The following is a 22,230-nucleotide window of genomic DNA, read 5'->3' as shown; positions in this document are numbered from 1 at the left end:
GGTGATTCTGAATGATCACCGCCGCAACTATGCTATTTCGCGTGACACGCCGACGCCTCGATCACCAAACCGTCCGGTCCGAACCTTAGCGTTTCGGCGGCCAGCACATCGTTTTGATTGCGATAGGTGATCACCATCATCCCGTACCCATGCAGCACATCGACGACGACAAAGGACAGGTTTGGCTGGGCCTTTAGCGCACGGCCCCAGTAGTCGCGCAGCGCATTGCGGCCGTGCAGTTCGCCAGTGCCGACCAATCGCATCGCTTTGTGCGACCGGAATACAACGTCCGGTGCATAATGCGCCAAAATACGGTCAAGCGAGTGGGAGTTCCATGCGGCCTCCCACTCGATCGCGAACGCGGTAAAGTCCACTTAGATGCGCCTTTTAAATCCGGACCAGCTTTTCGTAGCTTTCCGAGATGTCACGCGTCAGCGCACCCACTTCGAAATTGTAGTCACCGATCTGCCCAACAGGCGTCACTTCGGCAGCGGTACCGGTCAGCCAGCATTGCTCGAACCCTTCGAGTTCATCCGGCATGATCACGCGTTCATGCACCTTGATGCCTTTGTCTTTCAGCATGCCGATGACAGTCTGACGGGTGATGCCATTCAGGAACGCATCCGCGTCAGGCGTGTGCACTTCGCCGTCTTTGACAAAGAAGATATTCGCACCAGTCGCCTCGGCGATGTAGCCGCGATAATCGAACATCATAGCGTCAGAACAGCCTTTTGCCTCGGCCGCGTGTTTGGACATTGTCGCGATCATATAAAGGCCAGCGGCCTTGGCTTGGGACGGCGCTGTTTCAGGGCTGGGCCGTTTCCATTTTGCGATGTCGAGCTTGGCACCCTTCATCTTGGCGTCACCATAATAGTTGCCCCATTCCCAAACGGCCACGGCCATGTGGACAGGGTTGGCAGCCGCCGCGACACCCATATCAGTGCCAGATCCGCGCCAAGCAACCGCACGAACGTAAGCGTCTCTCAGACCGTTGGCATCAAGCGCTGCTTGTTTCGCGGCCTCGATTTCATCCACGGAATACGGGATGTCGAAATCGATCAGCTTGCCCGATGTGATCAAACGCGCCGAATGCTCGCGCGATTTGAAAATCTTACCGGAATAGCAACGCTCGCCCTCAAAGACCGAAGACGCGTAGTGCATGGCATGAGTTAGAATGTGGACATTGGCCGAACGCCAGTCGACCAATTGGCCATCCATCCAGATTTTTCCGTCGCGATCATCATATGCACCAGCCATGGCTGTATTCCTCTCGTGTTTGCATAAATTGCGCCGATACGTCCGGTACGGACATAAAATTGCGCAAAACCTCTCATTCGATAGGTCTTTAGTATTGGAATGTCAATAACACTGACGTATGTTGTAACAATTGAACACGACAAACAAGGATCAAGGCTGATGTCGGACATGCGCGCGCCCTCCCCCTACAGCGGTGAAAGCCTGCTGTTTTTGACCGACGAACAGTTGCGCCAAGGGATTGAGGCGATGTTCTTTGCCTATCGCGGATTCACGGCGGACCCGGACCGCATCCTGTCTGACATGGCCTATGGGCGTGCGCATCACCGCGCGATCCACTTTATCAATCGCGCGCCCGGCACAACGGTGAACAACTTGCTCAACATTCTCGGGGTCACAAAACAGTCGCTGAACCGCGTGTTGCGCACCCTGATCGAAGACGGTCTCGTTCAAAGCCTTGTGGGCAAAGTCGATAAACGCGAACGTCATTTGTATCTGACAGACAAAGGCAAGACATTGGAACAAACCTTATCAGACGCCCAGCGCGCGCGAATGCGCAGTGCGTTTCGTGATGCAGGGCCTGACGCCGTCGCGGGCTTTCGTACCGTGCTTGAGGCAATGATGGACACAGAAATGCAGCGCGCCTACACGCGCCTCAAGGAGACCGGACAATGAGCGAAATGGACGCCCACCTGCTGATCGTTGATGACGACGAACGCATTCGCACGTTGTTGCAAAAATTCCTGATGCGTCACGGGTTTTTGGTAACTGCGGCCCGAGATGCCCAACACGCACGGCGTATTCTGTCGGGTCTGGATTTCGACATGCTGATCCTGGATGTGATGATGCCCGGCGAAGACGGCATTTCGCTGTGCAAATCGATCCGCGAAACGTCGCAAACGCCGATTATGTTGCTGACTGCAAAGGGCGAAACCGACAACCGGATCGAAGGGTTAGAGGCCGGCGCGGACGACTACCTCCCCAAACCGTTCGAGCCCAAAGAACTGCTGTTGCGTATCAACGCGGTTCTGCGCCGGATGCCCGAAACCCCGGCCGAAGAATCAGTGCCCAAAATCCTGCATCTCGGCCCGATTCGCTATGACATGGAACGCGGTGAAATGTGGATGGGCGAAGATCTGGTGCGCCTGACCGCCACAGAAATGCAGCTGATGAAGATTTTTTCAGCCAAGACCGGCGAACCGATCAGCCGCTCCAAGCTGGTCGAAGATTTAGGCCGTGATCGTGGTCAAGCCCAAGAACGCGCAGTCGACGTTCAAATCACCCGCCTGCGCCGCAAAATCGAAACCAACCCGAAACAACCGCGCTACCTGCAAACGGTCCGTGGCGCAGGTTACATGTTAGCCCCGGATTAAGGATGCAGCTGCTCGCGCTCATCTACTTACGCTCGCTTTTGCGGTTGCGTCGACACATGCGTCGCTCCTATCCGGCCGAGCTTGACTTTATGTTAAACAAATTTGGCACAAGCCGGCTTGATCGCGCCATTTCTGGCCCTTGGTTGAGCGATCTCACAACCCTCCAAATGGCGTGTTTTGTGCCTCAAGAATTTCCAGTTCATGTGTTTGCAGACGACAAAATGTTTGAGCTTGTCAAACGTGTGCGCCGCGGCGTTCTCGTTCAATTCTATAGCACGTTTGGATTTATCATCATCAAATCGCTGAAAGACTTATGAAAACATCTTTGATCACCCACCCCGATTGCCTTGGACACGTCACACCGGACGGGGCACCAGAACAAGTTGCCCGGTTGCGCTACATTTTGAACGCTTTGCAGGACTTGGATGTGCTGCGCACTGACGCGCCGTTGGCCGACGATGCCGATATTTTGCGCTGTCATCCGCAAAGTCACATCGACCGCATCCGTGCCAGTATTCCATCCGATGGGTTCGCGTCGCTGGATGCTGACACATCCGTATCCGCAGGGTCATTAACGGCCGCGTATCGCGCAGCAGGCGGTGCCGTAGCTGCCGTCGATTTGGTCCTGTCCGACCAAGCCCAAAACGCATTTGTCGCCGTGCGCCCACCGGGGCATCACGCCGAAGCAACCACGCCAATGGGCTTCTGCCTGTTTGGCAACGTCGCGATCGCGGCCAAACACGCGCTAGAGCACCCAGACATTGACCGCGTCGCCGTCGTTGATTTCGACGTGCACCACGGCAACGGCACCCAAGCGTTACTCAGCGACGAGCCGCGCGCGTTGGTCATCACCTCGCAACAAATGCCGCTGTGGCCCGGAACCGGCGAGGCGTCGGATCGCGGCCCGCTCAACAACATCGTCAACATTCCGCTCGCGCCCGGCAGTGACGGTGTGCATGCGCTCAAAACCTACGACGATATCGCATTTCCAGCCTTGCGCGCGCATCAGCCTGACCTGATCCTGATCTCAGCGGGGTTTGACGCCCATCAGGATGACCCGCTGGCGAACCTCAGCTGGTCTACCGATGACTTTGCAAAAATGACCGCCGCTATCGCGAAACTTGCACAAGAACTGTGCAAGGGGCGGCTGGTATCAGTGCTCGAAGGCGGTTATGATCTGGATGCGCTGGCGGCTTCCGCTCGCGTCCATGTTCAGGAACTGATGAAGGCCGCGCGATGAGTGATGTAGCAGTAGACGAAATGAGCTTTGAGGCGGCAATGGCGGAACTGGAACAGGTTCTGGGCCAATTGGAACGCGGCGATGTCGCGCTGGATCAGTCGATCACGCTGTACGAACGCGGTGCCGCCCTAAAGGCCCGCTGCGAGGCAAAGTTGAAAGAAGCCGAGGAAAAAGTTGCTGCCATCACGCTGGACAGCGACGGCAATCCCACAGGTCTAAAGCCCGTCGAAGGGCTCTGATGTTTTCCACCCGTTTGACACAAAGCGCCACCGCTATTCAGGCGCAGTTTGATGCTGTGCTTGGCGGTCTGGATGACCTGTCTGTTGTGCACGCCATGGCGCATGCAACGAATGGCGGCAAACGTCTGCGCGGGTTTCTGGTGCTGGAATCAGCGCGCCTGCATGGCGTTGATCCAGCCAAAGCGATCTGGCCTGCAACAGGGATCGAGGCCTTGCACGCCTATTCGCTGGTCCACGATGATTTGCCCTGCATGGACGATGACGATCTGCGGCGCGGGCAACCAACAGTGCATGTGAAATGGGACGATGCGACCGCTGTTTTGGCGGGCGATGCGCTGCAATCCTTAGCGTTTGAGATGGTGTCACGCCCCGAAGTTGGAGATGCTCTGGTCCGCGCTGATCTGACCTTGTCCCTTGCTCAGGCCAGTGGCGCACAAGGTATGGTTCTAGGTCAAGCACTTGATATTGCAGCTGAAACTGCAACAGAACCATTGTCGCTAGACGAAATCACAACCCTACAAGCAGGCAAAACCGGCGCATTGATCGAATGGTCTGCAACCGCAGGCGCGCGCATGGCCCAAGCGGACCTTAGCGCCCTTCAAACCTATTCTCGCGCCCTTGGTTTGGCCTTTCAAATCGCTGACGACATTCTGGATGTGACCGGCGACGCGGCTACTGTTGGCAAAGCCACAGCCAAGGATGCAGACGCCGGCAAAGCGACCTTTGTGTCCTTGCTAGGTTTAGACGAGGCGAAACGCCGCGCAGCCAGGCTGGTGGAATCCGCCTCGGACGCATTAAATATATACGGTGACGATGCAACCACGCTGCGTGACGCCGCAGCATTCGTCGTCGCACGCAAAAGCTAGGAAAACGGCAATGTCCGATCATACAAGCAACCGCCCAAATACCCCGCTTCTGGATCAGATCCAGCGCCCGTCCGACATGAACCAACTGTCGGACAAACAGTTGATCCAACTGGCTGGAGAACTGCGCGACGAAACCGTTTCTGCTGTGTCTGTTACGGGCGGACACTTGGGTGCGGGCTTGGGCGTGGTCGAATTGACGGTCGCGTTACATGCCATTTTCGACACCCCGCGCGACAAGATTGTCTGGGATGTGGGCCACCAATGTTACCCTCACAAAATTCTGACCGAACGCCGTGATCGCATTCGCACCCTGCGCCAAAAAGACGGGCTTAGCGGATTTACCAAACGCTCTGAATCACCCTACGATCCATTTGGCGCAGCGCACAGTTCAACGTCGATTTCCGCCGCTTTGGGCTTTGCCGTCGCGCGTGATTTGGGCGGTGTGACCCCCGAAGGATTGGGCGACGCGATTGCAGTCATCGGCGACGGATCGATGTCTGCCGGCATGGCCTACGAGGCGATGAACAACGCCGGTCATTTGGGCAAGCGCCTGATCGTGATCCTGAACGACAATGAAATGTCGATTGCCCCACCCGTCGGTGCGATGTCGGCCTATCTTTCGCGCCTTTACGCCGAAGAACCGTTTCAAGATCTCAAGGCCGCCGCCAAAGGGGCCGTCAGCCTGCTGCCTGAACCGTTCCGCGAAGGAGCGCGGCGGGCCAAGGATATGTTAAAAGGCATGACCGTTGGTGGCACCTTGTTTGAGCAACTTGGGTTCAGCTATCTAGGGCCCATCGACGGGCACGATCTGACCCAGTTGTTGCCCGTTTTGCGCACCGTCAAACAACGCGCGACTGGCCCGATCCTGATCCACGTTCTGACCAAAAAAGGCAAAGGCTACGGCCCCGCCGAAACAGCCCGCGACAAAGGGCACGGCGTGTCCAAGTTCAACGTCGTGACAGGCGAGCAGAAAAAAGCGCCCAGCAATGCGCCTAGCTACACCAAAGTGTTCTCGGAATACTTGCTGAAAGAAGCCGCGCTCGACGACAAAATCTGCGCGGTGACCGCAGCCATGCCAGACGGCACCGGCCTGAATTTGTTCGCCGAACGCTACCCCAGCCGCTGCTTTGACGTGGGCATCGCAGAACAGCACGGCGTAACATTTTCGGCGGCTTTGGCGGCAGGTGGAATGAAACCATTCTGCGCGATGTATTCCACATTTTTGCAACGCGGCTACGACCAAGTTGTGCATGACGTCGCCATCCAACGCCTGCCTGTGCGATTTGCTATCGACCGCGCCGGATTGGTCGGCGCTGATGGTGCCACGCACGCGGGCGCATTCGACGTCGCCTACCTAGCGAACTTACCCGGATTTGTGGTGATGGCCGCCGCGGACGAGGCCGAATTGGCGCACATGGTTGCCACCGCAGCAGCCCACGATGACGGTCCAATCGCGTTCCGATTCCCGCGCGGCGAAGGCAACGGGGTTGAGCTGCCTGAACGCGGCACACCCTTGGAAATCGGCAAAGGCCGTATGATCCAAAAGGGTGCACAGGTCGCATTGTTGTCGTTTGGCACGCGTCTATCCGAAGTGCAAAAAGCTGCCGAATCTTTGGCTGCCAAAGGCATCACCCCGACAATTGCGGACGCGCGTTTCGCCAAACCTTTGGACCGCGACATGATCCTTGAATTGGCCGCATCCCACGACGCGTTGATCACCATCGAAGAAGGCGCGATTGGCGGCTTTGGCAGCCACGTCGCCCAACTGTTGGCGGATGAAGGCGTGTTTGATCACGGGCTAAAATTCCGCTCAATGGTGCTGCCGGATACCTTTATCGATCACGCAAATCCCGAAGACATGTACGCCGACGCCAAGCTGAACGCGGCAGACATCGAAGCCAAGGTTTTGGACGTAATGGGCATAGCAACAATTGGCGAAGCCCGCGCGTAACTGCTATTTGTTTTGCGATTTTCCGAGTGCGGCGAGATGCGTTTCGATCGCCTTCAAACGCTCGACAACGTCGTCGCGATAGTCGCTGGTTTGCGCATCTGATTCCTCGTGGTGTGCGTCCTGCATCGAGTTCACGATCAAGCCTACCAGCAGGTTCACCACGGCGAAGGTCGTCACCATGATGAACGGCACAAAGAACAGCCACGCGAGGGGGTAAACCTCCATCACGGGGCGCACGATGCCCATTGACCAGCTTTCTAACGTCATGATTTGGAACAACGAATATGCGGACCCACCGAGCGATCCGAACCATTCAGGAAACGACTCTCCGAACAGTTTTGTCGCGATCACTGACGCGATGTAAAAGATCAGCGCCATCAGCAAAAACACCGACCCCATGCCGGGCAATGCGGTAATGAATCCTTCTACCACGCGGCGCAGGCTGGGGGCAGCAGACACAACCCGCAGCACCCGCAAAATCCGCAGCGCGCGCAGGGCAGAGAACCCTTGGGCAGCGGGCACCAGTGAAATCGCAATGATCACGAAATCAAACAGGTTCCACCCGTCACGGAAGAACCGGAAACGATAGGCAAACATCTTGGCGACCAGTTCGGCGACAAAAATGCTGAGGCACAGCATGTCCAGCAAGCGGATCAATCCACCGATCCGATCCATCACAAAGTCGGACGTTTCGAGCCCTAGAATGATCGCGTTGAAAATGATCACGCCGATGATGGCGTTGCGTACAATTGCACGATCCAGAAACGCTTTGATGTTGTCCTGCAGTGTCATCTATCAGCCCTCGTTACCGCGCTTGTATGCAAGTGCTGCGTAGCCCCGACAAGGTGGCCATAGCGCACAATAGCTAATTTATTCTGATTGCGCCAAAAGGGCTGCCAAACCTTCGCGATATGTCGGGTATTTTAGCGTTACCCCCAGTTCATCCTTGATCCGGTCATTGCGGACCTTTTTGTTCTCGGCGTAAAAGCTGCGCGCCATCGGTGTGAACTCGGCATCCTCGTACGCGATGGCCGTTGGCACGGGCATGTTCAGCAGTTCCGCCGCATGCGCAATCACGTCTTGGGGTGGGGCAGGATCATTGTCGCACACGTTGTAGGCAGCCCCGGGATTAGGCCGCGCGATTGAGGCAAGGACAATCTGCGCGATGTCCTCGACATGAGTGCGCGAAAACACTTGGCCCTCTTTGATCACACGACGCGCGGTGCCGTTTCGCACTTTGGAAAACGGGCCACGACCAGGGCCATAAATGCCCGCAAGGCGGAAAATATGCAAAGGTAGGTCGGAAATAGATTGCCAGTTTTCTTCTGCAGATTTGCGCAATTGCCCGCGCCGCGTTGTCGGATTCAGCGGCGTATTTTCATCCACCCACGCGCCATTGAAATTTCCGTAAACCCCAGTTGTGGACAAGTAGCCAACCCAATTCAGCGCCTTGGCACGCGCCGCGATTTGTGGGCCCCACGCGTTGAACACCGGATCGCCGTCACCATCTGGACCGGCCGAAATCAGGATGTGATCTGCGGCCGCAATTGCACCCGTCAAATCAGCGCCCGGCCAGACCAAGGGGTCAACACCGGACGCCCGCAGCGCTGCTGCTTTTTCCTCGGACCGGGTCGTACCGATCACGCGCCATCCATCTGCCAAAAGAGTCTTGGCAACTTCACGCGCTGAATAGCCGTGTCCGAAAGAGAGCATGGTTTTTGTCATACCCCATAGGTGACCTCTGCGAGGTCACGACGCAAGAGGGGTTGCGCACGCGGGCGTTCTGCGCTCCTCTTTGTGAATGGAAAAAACACCTTCGCTGACTGGTGCCTATGATTTGAAAACGCCGCAAGATTCGCAGCGCTTGTACAAAGAATGGGCTAAAACCTACGATGAAACCTTTGCCGCTGCGCACCGCTACATCATGCACGAACACGTCGCGCGGGCCTATGTGAACGCCGGCGGGTATCAACCGGTTTTGGATATCGGGGCCGGAACGGGGTTATGCGGCCATGCCCTGCGGGCGCGCGGTTTGGACCAAATTGACGCCACAGATATTTCACCAGAAATGTTAGAGGTCGCACGTGCCAAAGGCATCTATGCGGCCCTTTTCATCGGCGACATTCTCGCAGGATTGGACGTGCCGGACGGTGCATACGCAGGCGTTGTCAGCTCGGGCACGTTCACCCACGGGCACGTCGGCCCTGAGGCATTGGACGAAGTGTTACGTGTCACGCGATCCGGTGGCTGGATCGCACTGTCGATCAACGCGCAGCACTATGTCGACCAGGGATTTCAGGCAAAACTAGCTAAGTTAGAGCCACATATTTGCGACTTTGCCCTAACCGAATTGCCGATCTATGCGGACGATGCCACGGGCGAAAACGCCAATGACACCGGCTACGTCGCGCTGTTCAGAAAGCGCTAGCGCCCCTTCCAGACAGGATCACGTTTTTCGGCAAACGCCTTGGCGCCTTCTAGCTGATCCTCTGAGGCATAGAGCCGGTCAATCGACCCCAATTGTCGCTTGGTGATGCGGTTCATACTGTCTTGGAATTTCGAATCCTCGGCATCACGCACCACCTCTTTGATCGCCGCATAAACCAGAGGTGGACCGGAGGCGAGCAAGCGCGCCAGATCCCATGCGCGGTCCATCAAATCAGCGCCTGCAATTATTTCGTTCACAATGCCCCAGCGATTGGCTTCGACGGCATCAAACCAACGCCCGGTCAGCAACAGTTCCATCGCGATGTGATACGGAATGCGTTTGGGCAATTTAACGCTGGCGGCATCGGCAACGGTGCCGGACCGGATTTCCGGCAACGCGAAACTGGCATGATCAGCCGCCAGAATGATGTCCGCGCTTAGCGCCAATTCCAGCCCACCGCCGCAGCAAATACCGTTCACGGCCGCGATGACAGGTTTGTTCAAATCTCGCAACTCTTGCAGACCGCCAAAGCCACCAACGCCGTAGTCACCATCGACTTCGTCCCCGTCTGCCGCTGCTTTTAAGTCCCAGCCGGGACAAAAGAATTTGTCGCCGCCGCCGGTAATAATCGCGACCCGCAATTCGGGATCGTCGCGGAAATCTGCGAACACTTGCCCCATGATCCGGCTGGTCACCAGATCGATGGCATTGGCCTTGGGGCGATCCAGAGTGACTTCAAAAATGCTACCATCGCGGCGCGTTTTGATCGGGTTCATAGCTTAGGTCCTTTCGGGACATTTTCGGATCAACGCATCCGCAGCGATTGCGGCATCAGGCATGCACATCATCGGGTTAATTTCAACTTCGCTGATCGTATGGGCGTGGGCAACTACATAGGCCTGCACGGCCATGATGGATGTCACCAAAGCATCGATATCTACTGCGGGTTTTCCACGAAACCCAGTCAGTAGTTTGTATGTTTTGAGGCGTGTTAGAGCCGTTTTGACGTCCGAAACACTGGCAGGGATCAGCAGCGAAACCGTGTCCTGCAGCAATTCTGTTAACACGCCACCCGCCCCTAACGTGAGCACAAAACCATGCGCAGGATCACGAACGACGCCGATCAACATCTCGGCGACAGCGCCCTGAACCATCTCCTCGATCAGGATCGATGTGCCGGGCAATGTTGCAATCACGGACTTCAAATCAGCATGGACCACGTTTAATTTGACAGCACCCAATTCAGATTTATGTGCAATCCCCATGCCCTTGACAGCAAAAGGTTGAACAAGATCCGCAGCACTTGAAAGGCCCGTAGCATTTCGCGGAACGGTGACGCCCACATCAGCCAAGGCGCACTTGGCCTCGAATTCTGTCATCACGACACCGTCACGATCGTCGCCGGCAAGCAAGGGTGGCACATCTGATGGGGCGCTCATGTTTGCAGCGATTTCAGCGGCGGTAATCGCTTCGCTAAGACCGTTGATCGGGGTGACGCCAGCCGCCATCAAAGTGTGCGCGACATCAAGCGGCATCAGTTCGGGCAAGGTCGCAACAACAGCAACGGGTCGTCCGCTTTGTGCACGCACAGCGATTGCGGCCTCGGTTGCGCAAACCCAATCGCTGGCGTCAGTGTGCGGATAATCAACGATCAACAAAGTCAGCCCGATATGCAGTGCCGCCATCGGGAGCCACGCATCCGTCATCGCCTGCGCATCACGCCAAATGTAGGTGTTGTAATCAAGCGGATTTGACAAGGCGACCATGGGCCCCAAAGCCCTTTTTAGGGACTGTTTTTGATCATTTGTCAGTGCCGGAAATGACATTGATCCCCCGTGTGCTGTGTCGGCGGCAAGGCTTGCTTCACCACCTGAGCAACTGACTGAAGACAGCGTTCTAGCATCCAGCGGGCCGTTGCAATGCAGTAGTTTTAGCGTCTCCAAAAACGTCGGTAAATCATGCACATGCGCAATGCCCAATCGTCGCAAAAGCGCCTGCGCACCAGCATCACTGCCTGCAAGCGACGCCGTGTGCGAGATCGTCGCATGCTGTGCTTGATCCGATTTTCCGACCTTCAACGCGACAAGCGGAACACCTTTGGCATGCGCCTTTTGTGACAACTCGAACCATTCCGCCGTATCCCCGAACCCTTCAATGTGCAGGCCAATCGCAGTGACGCGCGGATCGTCCAACAACGCCAACGCGATCTGCGCCTGACTGGTTTGCGCCATGTTCCCACACGCCACGGTGTAGGCGATCGGTAAGGCACGCTGCTGCATGGTCAAATTGATCGCGATGTTCGACGATTGCGTCAGGATCGCCACCCCGCGATCCACAGGTGCGCAGCCATGCTGGTCCGGCCACAACAGCGCGTTATCAAGCGCGTTGATAAATCCGTAGCAATTCGGCCCCAAGATCGGCATGTCGCCCGCAGCCGCAACCAACTGAGATTGCAAGTCATGGCCAGTCGAATCTTCGGCCACGGCTTCGGAAAAACCCGATGCAAAACATACGGCACCACCGGCACCCATTGCGGACAATTGACCAATCAAATCGATGCTCAGATGGCGGTTCACACCGACAAAAACTGCATCCGGAACACCCGGCAGATCGCTAATCGTTGGAACAGATTGCACACCACGCAGAGCGATCCCTTTGGGGTGAACCATCCAAACATCACCCTGAAAGCCGATCTTTTGGCACTGATGAATTATCTGATCGCACCACGCACCACCGCCGATGACCGCGATGGATTTCGGGCGCAAAAGGCGAGACAAATCACGCATGCCGGTCACGCTTTGTGTAGCCACAGCGAAGCAACGTCATGCCCCCAGCGCGCGCAACATTTCACGGCTGATAATGTGGCGTTGAATTTCCGACGTCCCGTCCCAAATCCGCTCAACCCGCGCATCACGCCAAAACCGTTCAAGCGGAAAATCATCCATCAAGCCCATGCCGCCATACACCTGAATCGCGGCGTCTGTGACCCGCGACAGCATCTCTGAGGCATACAGTTTTGCCGAGGCGATTTCGCGGTTTGCAGGCAGCCCTTTGTCCAGACGATCAGCGGCGGCGAGCGTTAGTAAATCAGCCGCGTCAATCTCTGTGATCATGTCCGCCAATTGAAAACTGACGCCTTGAAATTTGCCAATGGGTTGCCCGAATTGTTCACGTTGGGCGGCATAGTTCAGCGCGTAATCAAACGCACGGCGCGCACGGCCAACGGACATCGTCGCAACCGTAATGCGCGTCGCATACAGCCACGAATTCATCACCGCGAACCCGCCATCAACCTCGCCCAAAACCTGTGCATCTGGCAGTCGGCAATCGTCAAAATCGAGGATCATGTTTTTGTAGCCACGATGGCTGACTGATTTGTACCCGTCCCTGATCGTAAAGCCCGGCATCCCCCGGTCCACCAAGAATGCAGTGATGCGTTTTTTCGGGCCTTTGGGCGTGTCATCTTCGCCGGTCGCGATGAAAACGATGATGAAATCGGCATGTTCCGCGCCCGAAATAAAGTGCTTTGTCCCGTTCACGACCCAATCGCCGCCATCGCGTACCGCAGAACATTTCATGCCGCGCACATCCGATCCCGCACCCGGTTCGGTCATTGCCAACGCATCCATCCGTTCACCCCGAACGGCAGGCATCAGATAGCGTTCGATTTGGTCACCTTCGCAGGCCATCAAGATGTTCTGAGGCCGCCCGAAAAAATGATTCAGCGCCATTGACCCACGCCCAAGTTCCCGTTCAACCAGCGCGAATTCGACGTGGCTCAGCCCCGCGCAGCCAACGCTTTCCGGGAAATTACACGCGTAAAAACCTAGATCGAGCGTCTTTTGCTTAATCTCTTGCGCGATCTCGGCAGGCACTTCGCCGGTGCGTTCAACCAGTTCTTCGTGCGGATAAATCTCTTTTTCTACAAAGCTGCGCACGGTGTCCGCAATCATGTTCTGTTCGTCAGTTAGGCCGTAAATCATTGATACATCTTCTTTTTGCGGTCGCGTGTTTGTGTTGTGGCCTCGTCAGAGCCATCGTGAAAAGTTCCGAACCAACGGTCCCACGGCATCTCTTGATTGCCGTAATTACATTCAAAATACCGGTGGTGTAGCGTGTGATAAAACGTGCCCAGCGCGAGGCTACGTTTGTCTTTGATCAGCAGGTCTTCGTACCCTGTGTGCGTCATCGCAGCGCCCGGCCCTTGGTACAGCACATGGAAAATCAGGTGGATCGGATGCGAGGCAACAACCCAGTGCACGCACAGGCTGCTTAGGTACAAAATATGTTCCACCGGATGCATCGAAAATCCGGACCAAGGCCCGATATTGATGTTGCGATGATGCAGGGAATGGACGCGGGTATAAAGGAAGGGAACGTGCAGCAAACGGTGCACCCAATAGAAATGGAAGGCCGACCAAACAGGCAGCAAAACGATCCACAGCACGAACCAAATCGGATTAGAGGCAAGCGTAATCACTGGCACATACCCGTTCGCCATCAACCACATTGTCACCACTTGAAACGCAGTTAGCTGGGCGACACCGCTGGCAAGCGACCAGAACATGTTGTCTTGGACTTGATCCGCAAACAGGAACGCGCGGTTGGACTTGGCCTGATCGCGACCATCAAATTTCAGCGTCTTGCCTTGGCCTTTTCGCATGTAGAAATACCAGTGCAGCCCGCCCGCGATTGCCAGTACAAAACCCATGTTCACGAGGTAGGTTTGGGCCACCCAGCCAACACTCCATTCACGCGCGACGTCCAGCGACGGGTACAAAAGATAGTAGGCCGCAACGGACAAAATCAGTAGAATCATTCGTTCGCTCAGCGCCAACCAGTTCCGGCGAAACCATCCGGCGATGTACTGTGGTGATGCGTCTTTGGAAAAGATCGAAGGATCCTTTAGCGGCAAATCAGGGTGGTAATTCCAGACGCCATAATCCGGTTCATCAGCTGGCATAATTGGACCCTTCGTCGTCCAGTATCGCCTTAAGCTCGGCCAAGTGGCGCGCATCTTGTTCGGGGTAGGTTTCTAGTTCTTGTGCTGTCTTTTCTGCAACCTCATCAGACAGCACACGCAGGGGCTGCCCGGTTTGCAATGCCATGATGTATGTCATGCAGGCACGTTCGAAATAATAGAGCCTATTAAATGTTTCCGCGACGGTTTCACCAACAATCATGATGCCGTGGTTGCCCATGATCATGACCTTTTTCTTAGGGTCATCGAACAGTTGCGCGCAGCGAATACCCTCTTCCTCAAACGCCAATCCACCGTAGCTTTCGTCGATCACATAGCGGTTGAAAAACGTGCAGGCGTTCTGATCAACAGGGGGTAGCCGGCTGTCCGCCAACGCGGCCAAAGCTGTCGCATAAGGCGAATGAACGTGCATGGCGCAGCGGGCGTGTGCGCAGTGTCGATGCATGCCGCCGTGCAGCCCCCAAGCCGTCGGATCAGGCGCATCCAGCCCTTCCATGCTGGTAGGGTCATTGGCGTCAACCACGATCAAATCACTGGCTTTGATCCGACTGAAATGCTTCTGGTTCGGGTTCATCAGGAACTTGGTACCATCGTCATTTATTGCGAGGGAAAAATGGTTCGCCACGGCCTCGTGCATGTTCAATCGAACCGTCCAGCGAAACGCCGCTGCCAGGTCCACGCGTTCTTGCCAATGATCCATATTCGGACGGTCCATACCGCTGTCCTCCTCTTGATTTGCAGTCAGGATGATCGACACCGTGTACTGTGACCAACGAAAAAACTTTCGCTGTGGCATTAGCTTGACTAATGTATGACTTATGAACCTACCGCCGCTCAACCAGCTTCGCGCCTTTGAGGCCGCTGCCCGCCATTTGTCGTTCACTGCGGCGGCGGCGGAATTAAACATGACGCAAAGTGCGGTCAGCCAGCAGATCAAGTCGTTGGAAAATCATCTGGGGCAACCGCTGTTTTATCGGCGACCAAGGGCGTTGGAATTGACAGTCACAGGGTTTAATTTTGTCCCAGTCGTGCGCGAGGCATTTCAGACATTAGAACGCGGAACCCGCATGTTGGTCGATAGCGGTACAACCCGCGCCCTGCATATTCAAACCAACCTCACGTTTTCGACCAACTGGCTGGCCCCACGCTTGCCACGACTGTACGCACGCCACCCTGACATGCATTTGCACATCACAACCGCCATTTGGGACAGAATGGAACGTGTTGATGAAGCTGACATAGAAATCCGGTTGCTGATTTCACCAGAGGCCGATCCACAAGCCAAGCGGCTTACTTGGGACACATTTTATCCGGTCTGCGCCCCTGACTATTCCGTTCAGTTGGACACAATCGCCCAACATCGTTTGTTTTATTGCACCGCGATGCTGACAACTTGGGATGCGTGGGCAGAAACGCAGCCCCCGATGCCAGCCCCAAAGATAAATCATACCCGCGTTTTAGGGACAGCGTTGGCCGCAGCAGAGGCCGGTGCAGGGCTTGCTATGGCGCATGATTGCATGGTGCATCATTTGCTGGAAAACGGCCGTCTTGTTCGACCGTTTGCACATTCGGCGCAAATGCAAGAGGCCTATTATCTAACACTAAACCCGAGGGCAGAAGGCAAAGCTGACGCCGCTCACTTCGCAGCTTGGATCACCGAGGAAATGGCGCGCGACTACGCTTCGTCAGAACGTAATGCGCGGCTTGGCACCCATGCGTAACCGTTTTCGCACAAGATATATGCCTCGCGTAGACCGTGGGGTTTGTTGGTTGGTTCTTGCAAGATCATCGCGTTCAAGGTTTGCGCACGCACCACGGCCTGATCCGGATCAGTGTCGTATAATCTGATCTCGATCCCGGCACCGCGCGGTGGGTTTTCAGGCAGTAAATTCAACAACGGATTGGCGTGATACGTGCCATCACTGTGCAACTGAAACACGTCAGTTCCGTAGGTTACGATGGCAAAGTCAGCTGAGATACGATGCGCTTTTGCCTGAAAAACGGTCTCGAAAAAGGCACATTGGGCCGCAACATCGCGCACCAACAGGTTTAGCCCAACCCCCGAAAGGGATTTACCAAAGTCACCGGCGCTGACGTTTTCAAAATCCATGGGCTTACTATGCCATGAATTGCCAAGTCCGAAAGTCCCTAATCGACGCGATTGCCATCAGCATCAATCAAAGGCGACCCATCCTTGGCTGGATAGGGGCCAGCGGGCCAGTTCGGGAGCAGGTCCAAAACAGCTTCGGACGGGCGGCACAACGCGACGCCATCGTCGGTCACCACAATCGGGCGGTTCACCAATTTCGGGAACACGACCATTGCATCCAATATCTCGTCTTCACTAACGCCTTCGGCCGTCAAACCCAACTCTTTGGCGTTGGTCTTGTGAATGCGCAACGCACGCCGTGCGGTCATGCCGGCAGCTGCAAACAGCTCTTGCAGTTGCGGTTTGGTCCAACCGGTTTTCATGTATTCGTTCACGACAGGATCATACCCGGCGTCGCGAATGATTTTCAGCGCGTGGGTCGATGTCCCGCATTCGGGAAAGTGATGTATGATGATATCCATACGCAGTCTTTAGCCTGTCATATGTAACAGTTTCAAGAACTGAGGCCGCACCCCCTTGCACCTTCCTCCAATCTACGAATAATCGGTCCATGGAACACAACACTTTCCCAAGCTGGCCCGACGTCGCCCCCCATTTGATCGAAACCGCCGCAGGTCGCGTGCCCGCTGAGGTCGTTATTCGCGGCGGAATTTGGGTGAATGTGCACACGCGCGAAGCTTTGCCAAACCACGACATTGCCATCACGTACGGGCGGATCGCCTGCGTTGTGCCAGACGCCAGCCATTGCATTGGCCCCGACACCGACATCATCGAGGCGAACGGTCGCTACATGATCCCGGGTCTGTGTGATGGGCACATGCACATCGAATCCGGCATGTTGACCCCGGCAGAATTTGCCGCTGCCGTGATCCCGCACGGCACCACATCCATGTTCACAGACCCCCACGAAATCGCCAATGTTCTGGGCCTTGAGGGCGTGCGGTTGATGCATGACGAGGCGCTTTTGCAGCCCATCAACATCTTTACCCAAATGCCATCCTGCGCGCCCAGCGCCCCGGGCATGGAAACCACAGGTTTTGAAATCACCGCCGAGGACGTGGCTGAGGCGATGACGTGGCCGGGCATTGTTGGCCTTGGCGAGATGATGAATTTCCCCGGCGTGTCTGCCGCTGATCCGCAAATGCTGGCTGAAATGGCCGCGACCCAAAGGGCCGGAAAAACCGTTGGCGGGCATTATGCGTCACCCGATCTTGGGCCTGCGTTTGCGGCCTACGTTGCCGGTGGTCCGGCCGACGATCATGAGGGCACCTGCGAGGCAGATGCCGTCGCCAGAATGCGCCAAGGGATGCGGTCAATGATCCGCCTCGGATCAGCGTGGTATGACGTCGAAACCCAGATCACCGCGATCACGCAAAAGGGTTTGGATTCGCGCAACATGATCTTGTGTACCGACGATTGCCACTCTGGCACGCTCGTGAACGAAGGGCACATGAACCGCGTTGTCCGTCATGCAATTGCGTGCGGATGCGACCCGCTGGTGGCCTTGCAAATGGCGACGATCAACACCGCGACACACTTTGGTCTGGAACGCGATATCGGCTCACTTACCCCCGGTCGTCGGGCGGACGTGATCCTGACCTCTGACCTGACAACGCTACCGATAGAACAAGTGATCGCGCGTGGTAAAACAGTGTCTAACAACGGTAAAATCAGCGTTGAATGCCCGCATTTGGATTGGCCTGCCAAAGCGCGTCAAACCGTGCATCTGGGCAAAACCCTGAGCGCAAAAGATTTTGAAATCGCGGCCCCTGCCGGGTCAAATTCAGTCAGTGCAAACGTCATCGGCGTTGTCGAAAATCAAGCGCCGACGAAGGCGCTAAAGCTTGACCTTCCTGTTCAAGACGGGCTGGTCCAAAGCCATGGTGACACTTGCCAAATCGCACTTGTCGAGCGCCACCAAGCGACGGGCGGTGTGGTCAATGCATTCGTCGCCGGCTTTGGATACGAGGGGCCTATGGCCATGGCATCCACGGTCGCGCACGACAGCCACCACATGATTGTTGTCGGCACAGACCGCGCCAATATGGCATTGGCCGCCAACCGTTTGGCCGAGGTTGGCGGCGGCATCACCCTGTTCAAAGATGGCGTAGAACAAGCCTTGGTCGAGCTGCCCATCGCGGGCCTGATGTCAGACCAACCCGCAGCCAAAGTCGCCGCAAAAGCGGACAAGCTAATCGCCGCGATGGTCGATTCCGGCTGCACCCTAAACAACGCGTACATGCAGCATTCACTGCTCGCGCTCGTCGTGATCCCTGAATTGCGCATTTCTGACCTTGGATTGGTCGATGTGCGCACATTCGAATTTATACCCGTAATAGAGACGCCCAAATAGGCGCAGAAAAAAGAGAAAATAATGACAAAAATAATGACACCCGAAACTGGGGCTTCCGAAAAATTTGATAACGCAGAGGCGGCGGTAGATCGGCTTGAGACGCTGTATGTCCAAGCCACAGAGTTCTTGTGCGAACATTTTTCAGGGGCGCTGATCAACGGCGCACCCGCGGCACGTATTCGCGCATTTTACCCCGAAGTCCGCATCACCACGACCAGCTTTGCCCAGATCGACACGCGCCTGTCCTACGGCCATGTATCGATGCCCGGCACCTATGCCGCAACGATTACGCGACCGGATTTATTTCGCAATTATCTGGTACAGCAACTGTGCTTGCTGCTGGAAAACCACGACACGACCGTGACCATCGGGCCATCCGATACTCCGATTCCGGTGCATTTTGCCGTGGCCAACGACACTTCGATCACCGTCCCTCATGACGGCGCTGCTGATTTCACATTGCGCGACTTCTTTGATGTGCCGGACCTGAGCACCACAAACGACGACATTGTAAACGGGACGTATGTGTCACCTGATGACACTGGCCCGTTGGCGCCATTCACCGCCCAGCGCGTCGACTATTCGTTGGCCCGCTTGTCGCACTACACCGCGACCGATCCATCGCATTTTCAGAACCACGTTCTGTTCACAAACTACCAGTTCTACGTGTCCGAATTTGAATCCTACGCCCGTGCGCAACTGGATGATCCCGACAGCGGCTACACCGCATTTGTATCCACCGGAAACGAGGAAATCACATCCGGCGATCAGACCCTCGCAGGCTCTGACAAAGTACCGCAAATGCCAACCTATCACCTGAAACGGGCGGACGGGTCTGGCATCACTTTGGTCAACATCGGGGTCGGGCCATCGAATGCTAAAACCGCCACTGACCACATTGCTGTTCTGCGTCCGCATGCTTGGCTGATGGTCGGGCACTGTGCGGGGCTGCGCAACACGCAAGCGCTGGGTGATTTTGTACTGGCACACGCCTATCTGCGCGAAGACCACGTCTTGGATGACGATCTACCGGTTTGGATTCCGATCCCCGCACTCGCTGAAATCCAGATCGCGCTGGAAACCGCCGTGGCCCAAGTGACCAAGTTAGAAGGGTACGAACTAAAGCGGATCATGCGGACAGGCACAGTCGCAACAATCGACAATCGAAACTGGGAACTGCGCGATCAATCGGGGCCTGTTCAGCGGCTATCACAATCGCGCGCGGTCGCCTTGGATATGGAAAGCGCAACGATTGCCGCCAACGGTTACCGGTTCCGCGTGCCTTACGGAACGCTGCTGTGTGTGTCTGACAAGCCGCTTCATGGGGAACTCAAACTGCCCGGAATGGCCTCGGATTTCTATAAAACCCAAGTCGCAAATCACCTGATGATCGGAATTCGCGCGATGGAGCACCTGCGGGAAATGCCACTGGAACGCATTCAAAGTCGCAAATTACGCTCGTTTGAAGAGACTGCGTTCCTGTAAGTTGCCCGTGACGCCGCGAAAAACGATAATAATACGTATTTTTGGGATTTTTTGCCCCACTATTCGTTGTGTTCATCCACAACATTCCGTTACATTCCACGAATGAGGCCCAACATTCGGGCGGACGAAGGAGACCATAATGGCAAAACCGATGACCAAAACCCAACTCGTCGCCGCATTGGCAGAAGATATGGGCGCAGACAAAAAAGCAGCAGGCGCAGCACTCGACGCAGTGTGCAACCTGATCACACGTGAAGTATCTGGCGGCGGTGCCGTTACTCTTCCAGGCGTTGGCAAAATCTACTGCCGCGAACGTCCAGAGCGTATGGTTCGTAACCCTGCGACAGGCGAACAGTTCAAAAAAGACGCGGACAAAGTTGTCAAAATGACAATTGCGAAAGCTCTGAAAGACAGCGTGAACGGCTAATTTAGCCCACCACCAGTTTTCGAAAGGGTCACTCTGAAAGGGGTGGCCCTTTTTTCTTGGGCGGATCAGAGCTCGCGCACCATTGCACCTAGATCAATTTTCGGAAACTGTGCGCTCAATCACTTCCTCACAGAAAGCCCACCAGATGGATATCCGCGCAATTGCTATGGGGCTTCTGTTTGCCTTCATCTGGTCCTCTGCTTTTTCCTCGGCCCGCATCATTGTCGCGGATGCGCCGCCGCTTGCCTCGCTTGCGATGCGGTTCCTTTTGTCTGGTATCATCGGGGTGATTATCGCGCGCGCGTTGGGTCAAACATGGGCCCTAAGCCGCGAGCAGTGGCGCGCAACTTTGATCTTTGGGCTCTGCCAAAACGCGATCTATCTGGGTCTGAATTTTGTGGCGATGCAGACGATCCAAGCCTCGCTTGCATCGATCATCGCATCCACCATGCCGCTGATGGTTGCGCTGGCCAGCTGGATCATTTTCCGCGACCGTTTGCCGAAATTGGGCGTGTTGGGATTGGCGTTCGGGATCGCGGGCGTGGTGATCATCATGTCGGCACGGATCGAGGCAGGCGTCGATTTGCGCGGCGTCGCATTGTGCTTGATCGGAGCCGTCGCGTTGACCGTCGCAACGCTGTCGATGCGTGGCGCGTCGTCTGGCGGAAACCTGTTGATGGTTGTGGGTCTGCAAATGTTGGTGGGCTCTGCGATCCTTGGCGTTGCCTCGGGCGTGACTGAAACGCTGGTGGTGAACGTCACCCCCGAACTGATCGCGGCCTTTGTCTATACCACGCTTGCGCCCGGGCTATTGGCCACGTGGATCTGGTTCAAACTGGTCGAACGTATCGGTGCCGTTCGGGCCGCCACCTTCCACTTTTTGAACCCGTTCTTTGGCGTCGCCATTGCCGCACTGCTGCTGGGTGAACGCCTGAGCCTGCGCGATGTGATCGGCGTGTTGATCATCACCGTCGGTATTCTTGCGGTACAACTGTCACGGCAAGCAAAAACCTGAGCATTTGACCACCCCGAGCCTTATCAGAGCCACAAATGCAAAGTACTGTCTGGCCAAATTACGTGTTTTCCGGAGCCTATAGATGAACCGTCGTGCTTTTTTAATGATGACTGCCGCCAGCGCGATTGCTGGCACCGCACTGCCCCACATGGCGCAGGCCTACACCTCGATCACATTCTCGCCCCAGGAATGGGATCGCATCCGCAAAACCGATCAAACCGTGATCCTGAATTGGCGCGCCAGTTGGTCGTTGACCTGTCAGATCAAACTGGAACTGATCGCCAAGCTGATCGGTGAAAACCCCGCCTATTCGGACCTGACCTTTGTTGACATCAACTGGGACACGTTCGGGCAATCGATCATGACCAACCGGATGAAGGTCACGCGCCGCTCAACCCTTGTTGTGATGAAAAACGGGCGCGAAATCACGCGGATCGAAAACGAACCCTTTGAGCGCAAAATCCGTGCTTTGCTCGATGCCGCTTTAGCCGCTTGAACGACACCCTTG

25 protein-coding genes are annotated in these 22,230 nt (G+C 55.9%); 14 read left to right on the top strand and 11 right to left on the bottom strand.

All coding sequences use genetic code 11. The features are described from left to right. Positions 1-32: 32 nt before the first annotated feature. Both ACFIO0_RS18275 and ACFIO0_RS18270 read right to left on the bottom strand, forming a co-directional pair. On the bottom strand, positions 33-374 hold the full coding sequence (locus tag ACFIO0_RS18275) for a nuclear transport factor 2 family protein (protein ID WP_390911831.1): 342 nt from the start codon (positions 372-374) through the stop codon (positions 33-35). 13 nt (positions 375-387) lie between these two features. Beyond that, on the bottom strand, positions 388-1,257 hold the full coding sequence (locus tag ACFIO0_RS18270) for a branched-chain amino acid aminotransferase (RefSeq protein ID WP_390911830.1): 870 nt from the start codon (positions 1,255-1,257) through the stop codon (positions 388-390). Between the two features lie 159 nt (positions 1,258-1,416). On the opposite strand from ACFIO0_RS18270, the gene ACFIO0_RS18265 reads away from it, so the two are divergent. Genes ACFIO0_RS18265 through dxs form a run of 7 tightly spaced genes read left to right on the top strand, consistent with a single transcriptional unit; the run spans position 1,417 to position 6,923 of the window. Then, positions 1,417-1,929, top strand: a complete 513-nt coding sequence (locus ACFIO0_RS18265) for a MarR family transcriptional regulator (protein WP_390911829.1) — start codon at positions 1,417-1,419, stop codon at positions 1,927-1,929. Beyond that, positions 1,926-2,627 (top strand): response regulator, encoded by a 702-nt coding sequence (locus ACFIO0_RS18260; RefSeq protein WP_390911828.1) that lies wholly within the window; start codon positions 1,926-1,928, stop codon positions 2,625-2,627. The genes ACFIO0_RS18265 and ACFIO0_RS18260 overlap by 4 nt, the downstream gene beginning before the upstream one ends. 56 nt (positions 2,628-2,683) lie before the next feature. Further along, positions 2,684-2,944: a hypothetical protein gene (locus ACFIO0_RS18255; protein ID WP_390911827.1), complete on the top strand. Its 261-nt coding sequence runs from the start codon at positions 2,684-2,686 to the stop codon at positions 2,942-2,944. Then, the gene (locus ACFIO0_RS18250) at positions 2,941-3,867 is read left to right on the top strand and encodes a histone deacetylase family protein (RefSeq protein ID WP_390911826.1); all 927 of its coding nucleotides are present in this window, start codon (positions 2,941-2,943) and stop codon (positions 3,865-3,867) included. The genes ACFIO0_RS18255 and ACFIO0_RS18250 overlap by 4 nt, the downstream gene beginning before the upstream one ends. After that, positions 3,864-4,106, top strand: coding sequence for an exodeoxyribonuclease VII small subunit (locus ACFIO0_RS18245; protein WP_390911825.1), 243 nt, complete (start codon positions 3,864-3,866; stop codon positions 4,104-4,106). The genes ACFIO0_RS18250 and ACFIO0_RS18245 overlap by 4 nt, the downstream gene beginning before the upstream one ends. Beyond that, positions 4,106-4,972, top strand: coding sequence for a polyprenyl synthetase family protein (locus ACFIO0_RS18240; RefSeq protein ID WP_390911824.1), 867 nt, complete (start codon positions 4,106-4,108; stop codon positions 4,970-4,972). The genes ACFIO0_RS18245 and ACFIO0_RS18240 overlap by 1 nt, the downstream gene beginning before the upstream one ends. A gap of 10 nt (positions 4,973-4,982) precedes the next feature. Then, complete coding sequence (dxs, locus tag ACFIO0_RS18235; RefSeq protein ID WP_390911823.1) at positions 4,983-6,923, top strand: 1-deoxy-D-xylulose-5-phosphate synthase; 1,941 nt, start codon at positions 4,983-4,985, stop codon at positions 6,921-6,923. A 3-nt stretch (positions 6,924-6,926) separates the two neighbouring features. On the opposite strand, the gene ACFIO0_RS18230 is transcribed toward dxs, so the two are convergent. Both ACFIO0_RS18230 and ACFIO0_RS18225 read right to left on the bottom strand, forming a co-directional pair. Next, positions 6,927-7,715 carry an ion transporter gene (locus ACFIO0_RS18230; RefSeq protein ID WP_390911822.1) on the bottom strand — a complete coding sequence of 263 codons (789 nt, stop codon included), beginning with the start codon at positions 7,713-7,715 and terminating at the stop codon, positions 6,927-6,929. Positions 7,716-7,793: 78 nt separating this feature from the next. Further along, positions 7,794-8,648, bottom strand: a complete 855-nt coding sequence (locus ACFIO0_RS18225) for an SDR family oxidoreductase (RefSeq protein WP_390911821.1) — start codon at positions 8,646-8,648, stop codon at positions 7,794-7,796. Between the two features lie 76 nt (positions 8,649-8,724). On the opposite strand from ACFIO0_RS18225, the gene ACFIO0_RS18220 reads away from it, so the two are divergent. Continuing rightward, positions 8,725-9,351 carry a methyltransferase domain-containing protein gene (locus ACFIO0_RS18220; RefSeq protein ID WP_390911820.1) on the top strand — a complete coding sequence of 209 codons (627 nt, stop codon included), beginning with the start codon at positions 8,725-8,727 and terminating at the stop codon, positions 9,349-9,351. Here ACFIO0_RS18220 and ACFIO0_RS18215 read toward each other — a convergent pair. Genes ACFIO0_RS18215 through ACFIO0_RS18195 form a run of 5 tightly spaced genes read right to left on the bottom strand, consistent with a single transcriptional unit; the run spans position 9,348 to position 15,047 of the window. Further along, a complete protein-coding gene (locus tag ACFIO0_RS18215) occupies positions 9,348-10,127 on the bottom strand; it encodes an enoyl-CoA hydratase-related protein (protein WP_390911819.1) in 780 nt (259 codons plus the stop codon). The genes ACFIO0_RS18220 and ACFIO0_RS18215 overlap by 4 nt on opposite strands. Before the next feature lie 3 nt (positions 10,128-10,130). After that, positions 10,131-12,137: an acetate--CoA ligase family protein gene (locus ACFIO0_RS18210; RefSeq protein ID WP_390911818.1), complete on the bottom strand. Its 2,007-nt coding sequence runs from the start codon at positions 12,135-12,137 to the stop codon at positions 10,131-10,133. Positions 12,138-12,173: 36 nt separating this feature from the next. Continuing rightward, complete coding sequence (locus tag ACFIO0_RS18205) at positions 12,174-13,334, bottom strand: acyl-CoA dehydrogenase family protein (RefSeq protein ID WP_390911817.1); 1,161 nt, start codon at positions 13,332-13,334, stop codon at positions 12,174-12,176. Next, entirely contained in the window at positions 13,331-14,314 is a 984-nt protein-coding gene (locus ACFIO0_RS18200) for a sterol desaturase family protein (RefSeq protein ID WP_390911816.1), read from the bottom strand. Before ACFIO0_RS18200 ends, ACFIO0_RS18205 begins: the two co-directional genes overlap by 4 nt. Beyond that, positions 14,304-15,047: a class II aldolase/adducin family protein gene (locus ACFIO0_RS18195; RefSeq protein ID WP_390911815.1), complete on the bottom strand. Its 744-nt coding sequence runs from the start codon at positions 15,045-15,047 to the stop codon at positions 14,304-14,306. The genes ACFIO0_RS18200 and ACFIO0_RS18195 overlap by 11 nt, the downstream gene beginning before the upstream one ends. Before the next feature lie 103 nt (positions 15,048-15,150). On the opposite strand from ACFIO0_RS18195, the gene ACFIO0_RS18190 reads away from it, so the two are divergent. Next, entirely contained in the window at positions 15,151-16,053 is a 903-nt protein-coding gene (locus tag ACFIO0_RS18190; RefSeq protein ID WP_390911814.1) for a LysR substrate-binding domain-containing protein, read from the top strand. Here ACFIO0_RS18190 and ACFIO0_RS18185 read toward each other — a convergent pair. After that, complete coding sequence (locus tag ACFIO0_RS18185; RefSeq protein WP_390911813.1) at positions 16,008-16,442, bottom strand: VOC family protein; 435 nt, start codon at positions 16,440-16,442, stop codon at positions 16,008-16,010. The genes ACFIO0_RS18190 and ACFIO0_RS18185 overlap by 46 nt on opposite strands. Before the next feature lie 38 nt (positions 16,443-16,480). Beyond that, positions 16,481-16,903, bottom strand: a complete 423-nt coding sequence (locus ACFIO0_RS18180) for an ArsC/Spx/MgsR family protein (protein WP_390911812.1) — start codon at positions 16,901-16,903, stop codon at positions 16,481-16,483. A gap of 89 nt (positions 16,904-16,992) precedes the next feature. On the opposite strand from ACFIO0_RS18180, the gene ade reads away from it, so the two are divergent. The 5 genes from ade (at position 16,993) to ACFIO0_RS18155 (ending at position 22,218) form a co-directional block, all read left to right on the top strand. Next, entirely contained in the window at positions 16,993-18,795 is a 1,803-nt protein-coding gene (gene ade / locus ACFIO0_RS18175; protein ID WP_390911811.1) for an adenine deaminase, read from the top strand. Positions 18,796-18,816: 21 nt separating this feature from the next. Then, entirely contained in the window at positions 18,817-20,280 is a 1,464-nt protein-coding gene (locus ACFIO0_RS18170) for an AMP nucleosidase (protein ID WP_390911810.1), read from the top strand. Between the two features lie 139 nt (positions 20,281-20,419). After that, on the top strand, positions 20,420-20,707 hold the full coding sequence (locus ACFIO0_RS18165) for an HU family DNA-binding protein (protein WP_390911809.1): 288 nt from the start codon (positions 20,420-20,422) through the stop codon (positions 20,705-20,707). Between the two features lie 145 nt (positions 20,708-20,852). After that, positions 20,853-21,722 carry an EamA family transporter gene (locus tag ACFIO0_RS18160; RefSeq protein ID WP_390911808.1) on the top strand — a complete coding sequence of 290 codons (870 nt, stop codon included), beginning with the start codon at positions 20,853-20,855 and terminating at the stop codon, positions 21,720-21,722. An 82-nt stretch (positions 21,723-21,804) separates the two neighbouring features. Next, positions 21,805-22,218, top strand: coding sequence for a thioredoxin family protein (locus tag ACFIO0_RS18155; protein WP_390911807.1), 414 nt, complete (start codon positions 21,805-21,807; stop codon positions 22,216-22,218). Positions 22,219-22,230 lie beyond the last annotated feature (12 nt).

The sequence above is a fragment of the Pseudosulfitobacter sp. SM2401 genome (genome assembly GCF_042932805.1).
GTDB lineage: Bacteria > Pseudomonadota > Alphaproteobacteria > Rhodobacterales > Rhodobacteraceae > Ascidiaceihabitans.
This window is presented reverse-complemented; position numbering and strand designations above follow the sequence as displayed.

Bases quoted from the DNA above. Each gene is read 5' to 3' on its own strand.
- ACFIO0_RS18195 (WP_390911815.1), bottom strand. From the start codon at position 15,047: ATGGACCGTCCGAATATGGATCATTGGCAAGAACGCGTGGACCTGGCA.
- ACFIO0_RS18270 (WP_390911830.1), bottom strand. From the start codon at position 1,257: ATGGCTGGTGCATATGATGATCGCGACGGAAAAATCTGGATGGATGGC.
- ACFIO0_RS18200 (WP_390911816.1), bottom strand. From the start codon at position 14,314: ATGCCAGCTGATGAACCGGATTATGGCGTCTGGAATTACCACCCTGAT.
- ACFIO0_RS18205 (WP_390911817.1), bottom strand. From the start codon at position 13,334: ATGATTTACGGCCTAACTGACGAACAGAACATGATTGCGGACACCGTG.
- ACFIO0_RS18165 (WP_390911809.1), top strand. From the start codon at position 20,420: ATGGCAAAACCGATGACCAAAACCCAACTCGTCGCCGCATTGGCAGAA.
- ACFIO0_RS18160 (WP_390911808.1), top strand. From the start codon at position 20,853: ATGGATATCCGCGCAATTGCTATGGGGCTTCTGTTTGCCTTCATCTGG.
- ACFIO0_RS18170 (WP_390911810.1), top strand. From the start codon at position 18,817: ATGACAAAAATAATGACACCCGAAACTGGGGCTTCCGAAAAATTTGAT.
- ACFIO0_RS18220 (WP_390911820.1), top strand. From the start codon at position 8,725: ATGGAAAAAACACCTTCGCTGACTGGTGCCTATGATTTGAAAACGCCG.
- ACFIO0_RS18250 (WP_390911826.1), top strand. From the start codon at position 2,941: ATGAAAACATCTTTGATCACCCACCCCGATTGCCTTGGACACGTCACA.
- ade (WP_390911811.1), top strand. From the start codon at position 16,993: ATGGAACACAACACTTTCCCAAGCTGGCCCGACGTCGCCCCCCATTTG.
- ACFIO0_RS18245 (WP_390911825.1), top strand. From the start codon at position 3,864: ATGAGTGATGTAGCAGTAGACGAAATGAGCTTTGAGGCGGCAATGGCG.
- ACFIO0_RS18225 (WP_390911821.1), bottom strand. From the start codon at position 8,648: ATGACAAAAACCATGCTCTCTTTCGGACACGGCTATTCAGCGCGTGAA.
- ACFIO0_RS18265 (WP_390911829.1), top strand. From the start codon at position 1,417: ATGTCGGACATGCGCGCGCCCTCCCCCTACAGCGGTGAAAGCCTGCTG.
- ACFIO0_RS18155 (WP_390911807.1), top strand. From the start codon at position 21,805: ATGAACCGTCGTGCTTTTTTAATGATGACTGCCGCCAGCGCGATTGCT.
- ACFIO0_RS18240 (WP_390911824.1), top strand. From the start codon at position 4,106: ATGTTTTCCACCCGTTTGACACAAAGCGCCACCGCTATTCAGGCGCAG.
- ACFIO0_RS18180 (WP_390911812.1), bottom strand. From the start codon at position 16,903: ATGGATATCATCATACATCACTTTCCCGAATGCGGGACATCGACCCAC.
- dxs (WP_390911823.1), top strand. From the start codon at position 4,983: ATGTCCGATCATACAAGCAACCGCCCAAATACCCCGCTTCTGGATCAG.
- ACFIO0_RS18210 (WP_390911818.1), bottom strand. From the start codon at position 12,137: ATGCGTGATTTGTCTCGCCTTTTGCGCCCGAAATCCATCGCGGTCATC.
- ACFIO0_RS18260 (WP_390911828.1), top strand. From the start codon at position 1,926: ATGAGCGAAATGGACGCCCACCTGCTGATCGTTGATGACGACGAACGC.
- ACFIO0_RS18190 (WP_390911814.1), top strand. From the start codon at position 15,151: ATGAACCTACCGCCGCTCAACCAGCTTCGCGCCTTTGAGGCCGCTGCC.
- ACFIO0_RS18230 (WP_390911822.1), bottom strand. From the start codon at position 7,715: ATGACACTGCAGGACAACATCAAAGCGTTTCTGGATCGTGCAATTGTA.
- ACFIO0_RS18255 (WP_390911827.1), top strand. From the start codon at position 2,684: ATGCGTCGCTCCTATCCGGCCGAGCTTGACTTTATGTTAAACAAATTT.
- ACFIO0_RS18215 (WP_390911819.1), bottom strand. From the start codon at position 10,127: ATGAACCCGATCAAAACGCGCCGCGATGGTAGCATTTTTGAAGTCACT.
- ACFIO0_RS18185 (WP_390911813.1), bottom strand. From the start codon at position 16,442: ATGGATTTTGAAAACGTCAGCGCCGGTGACTTTGGTAAATCCCTTTCG.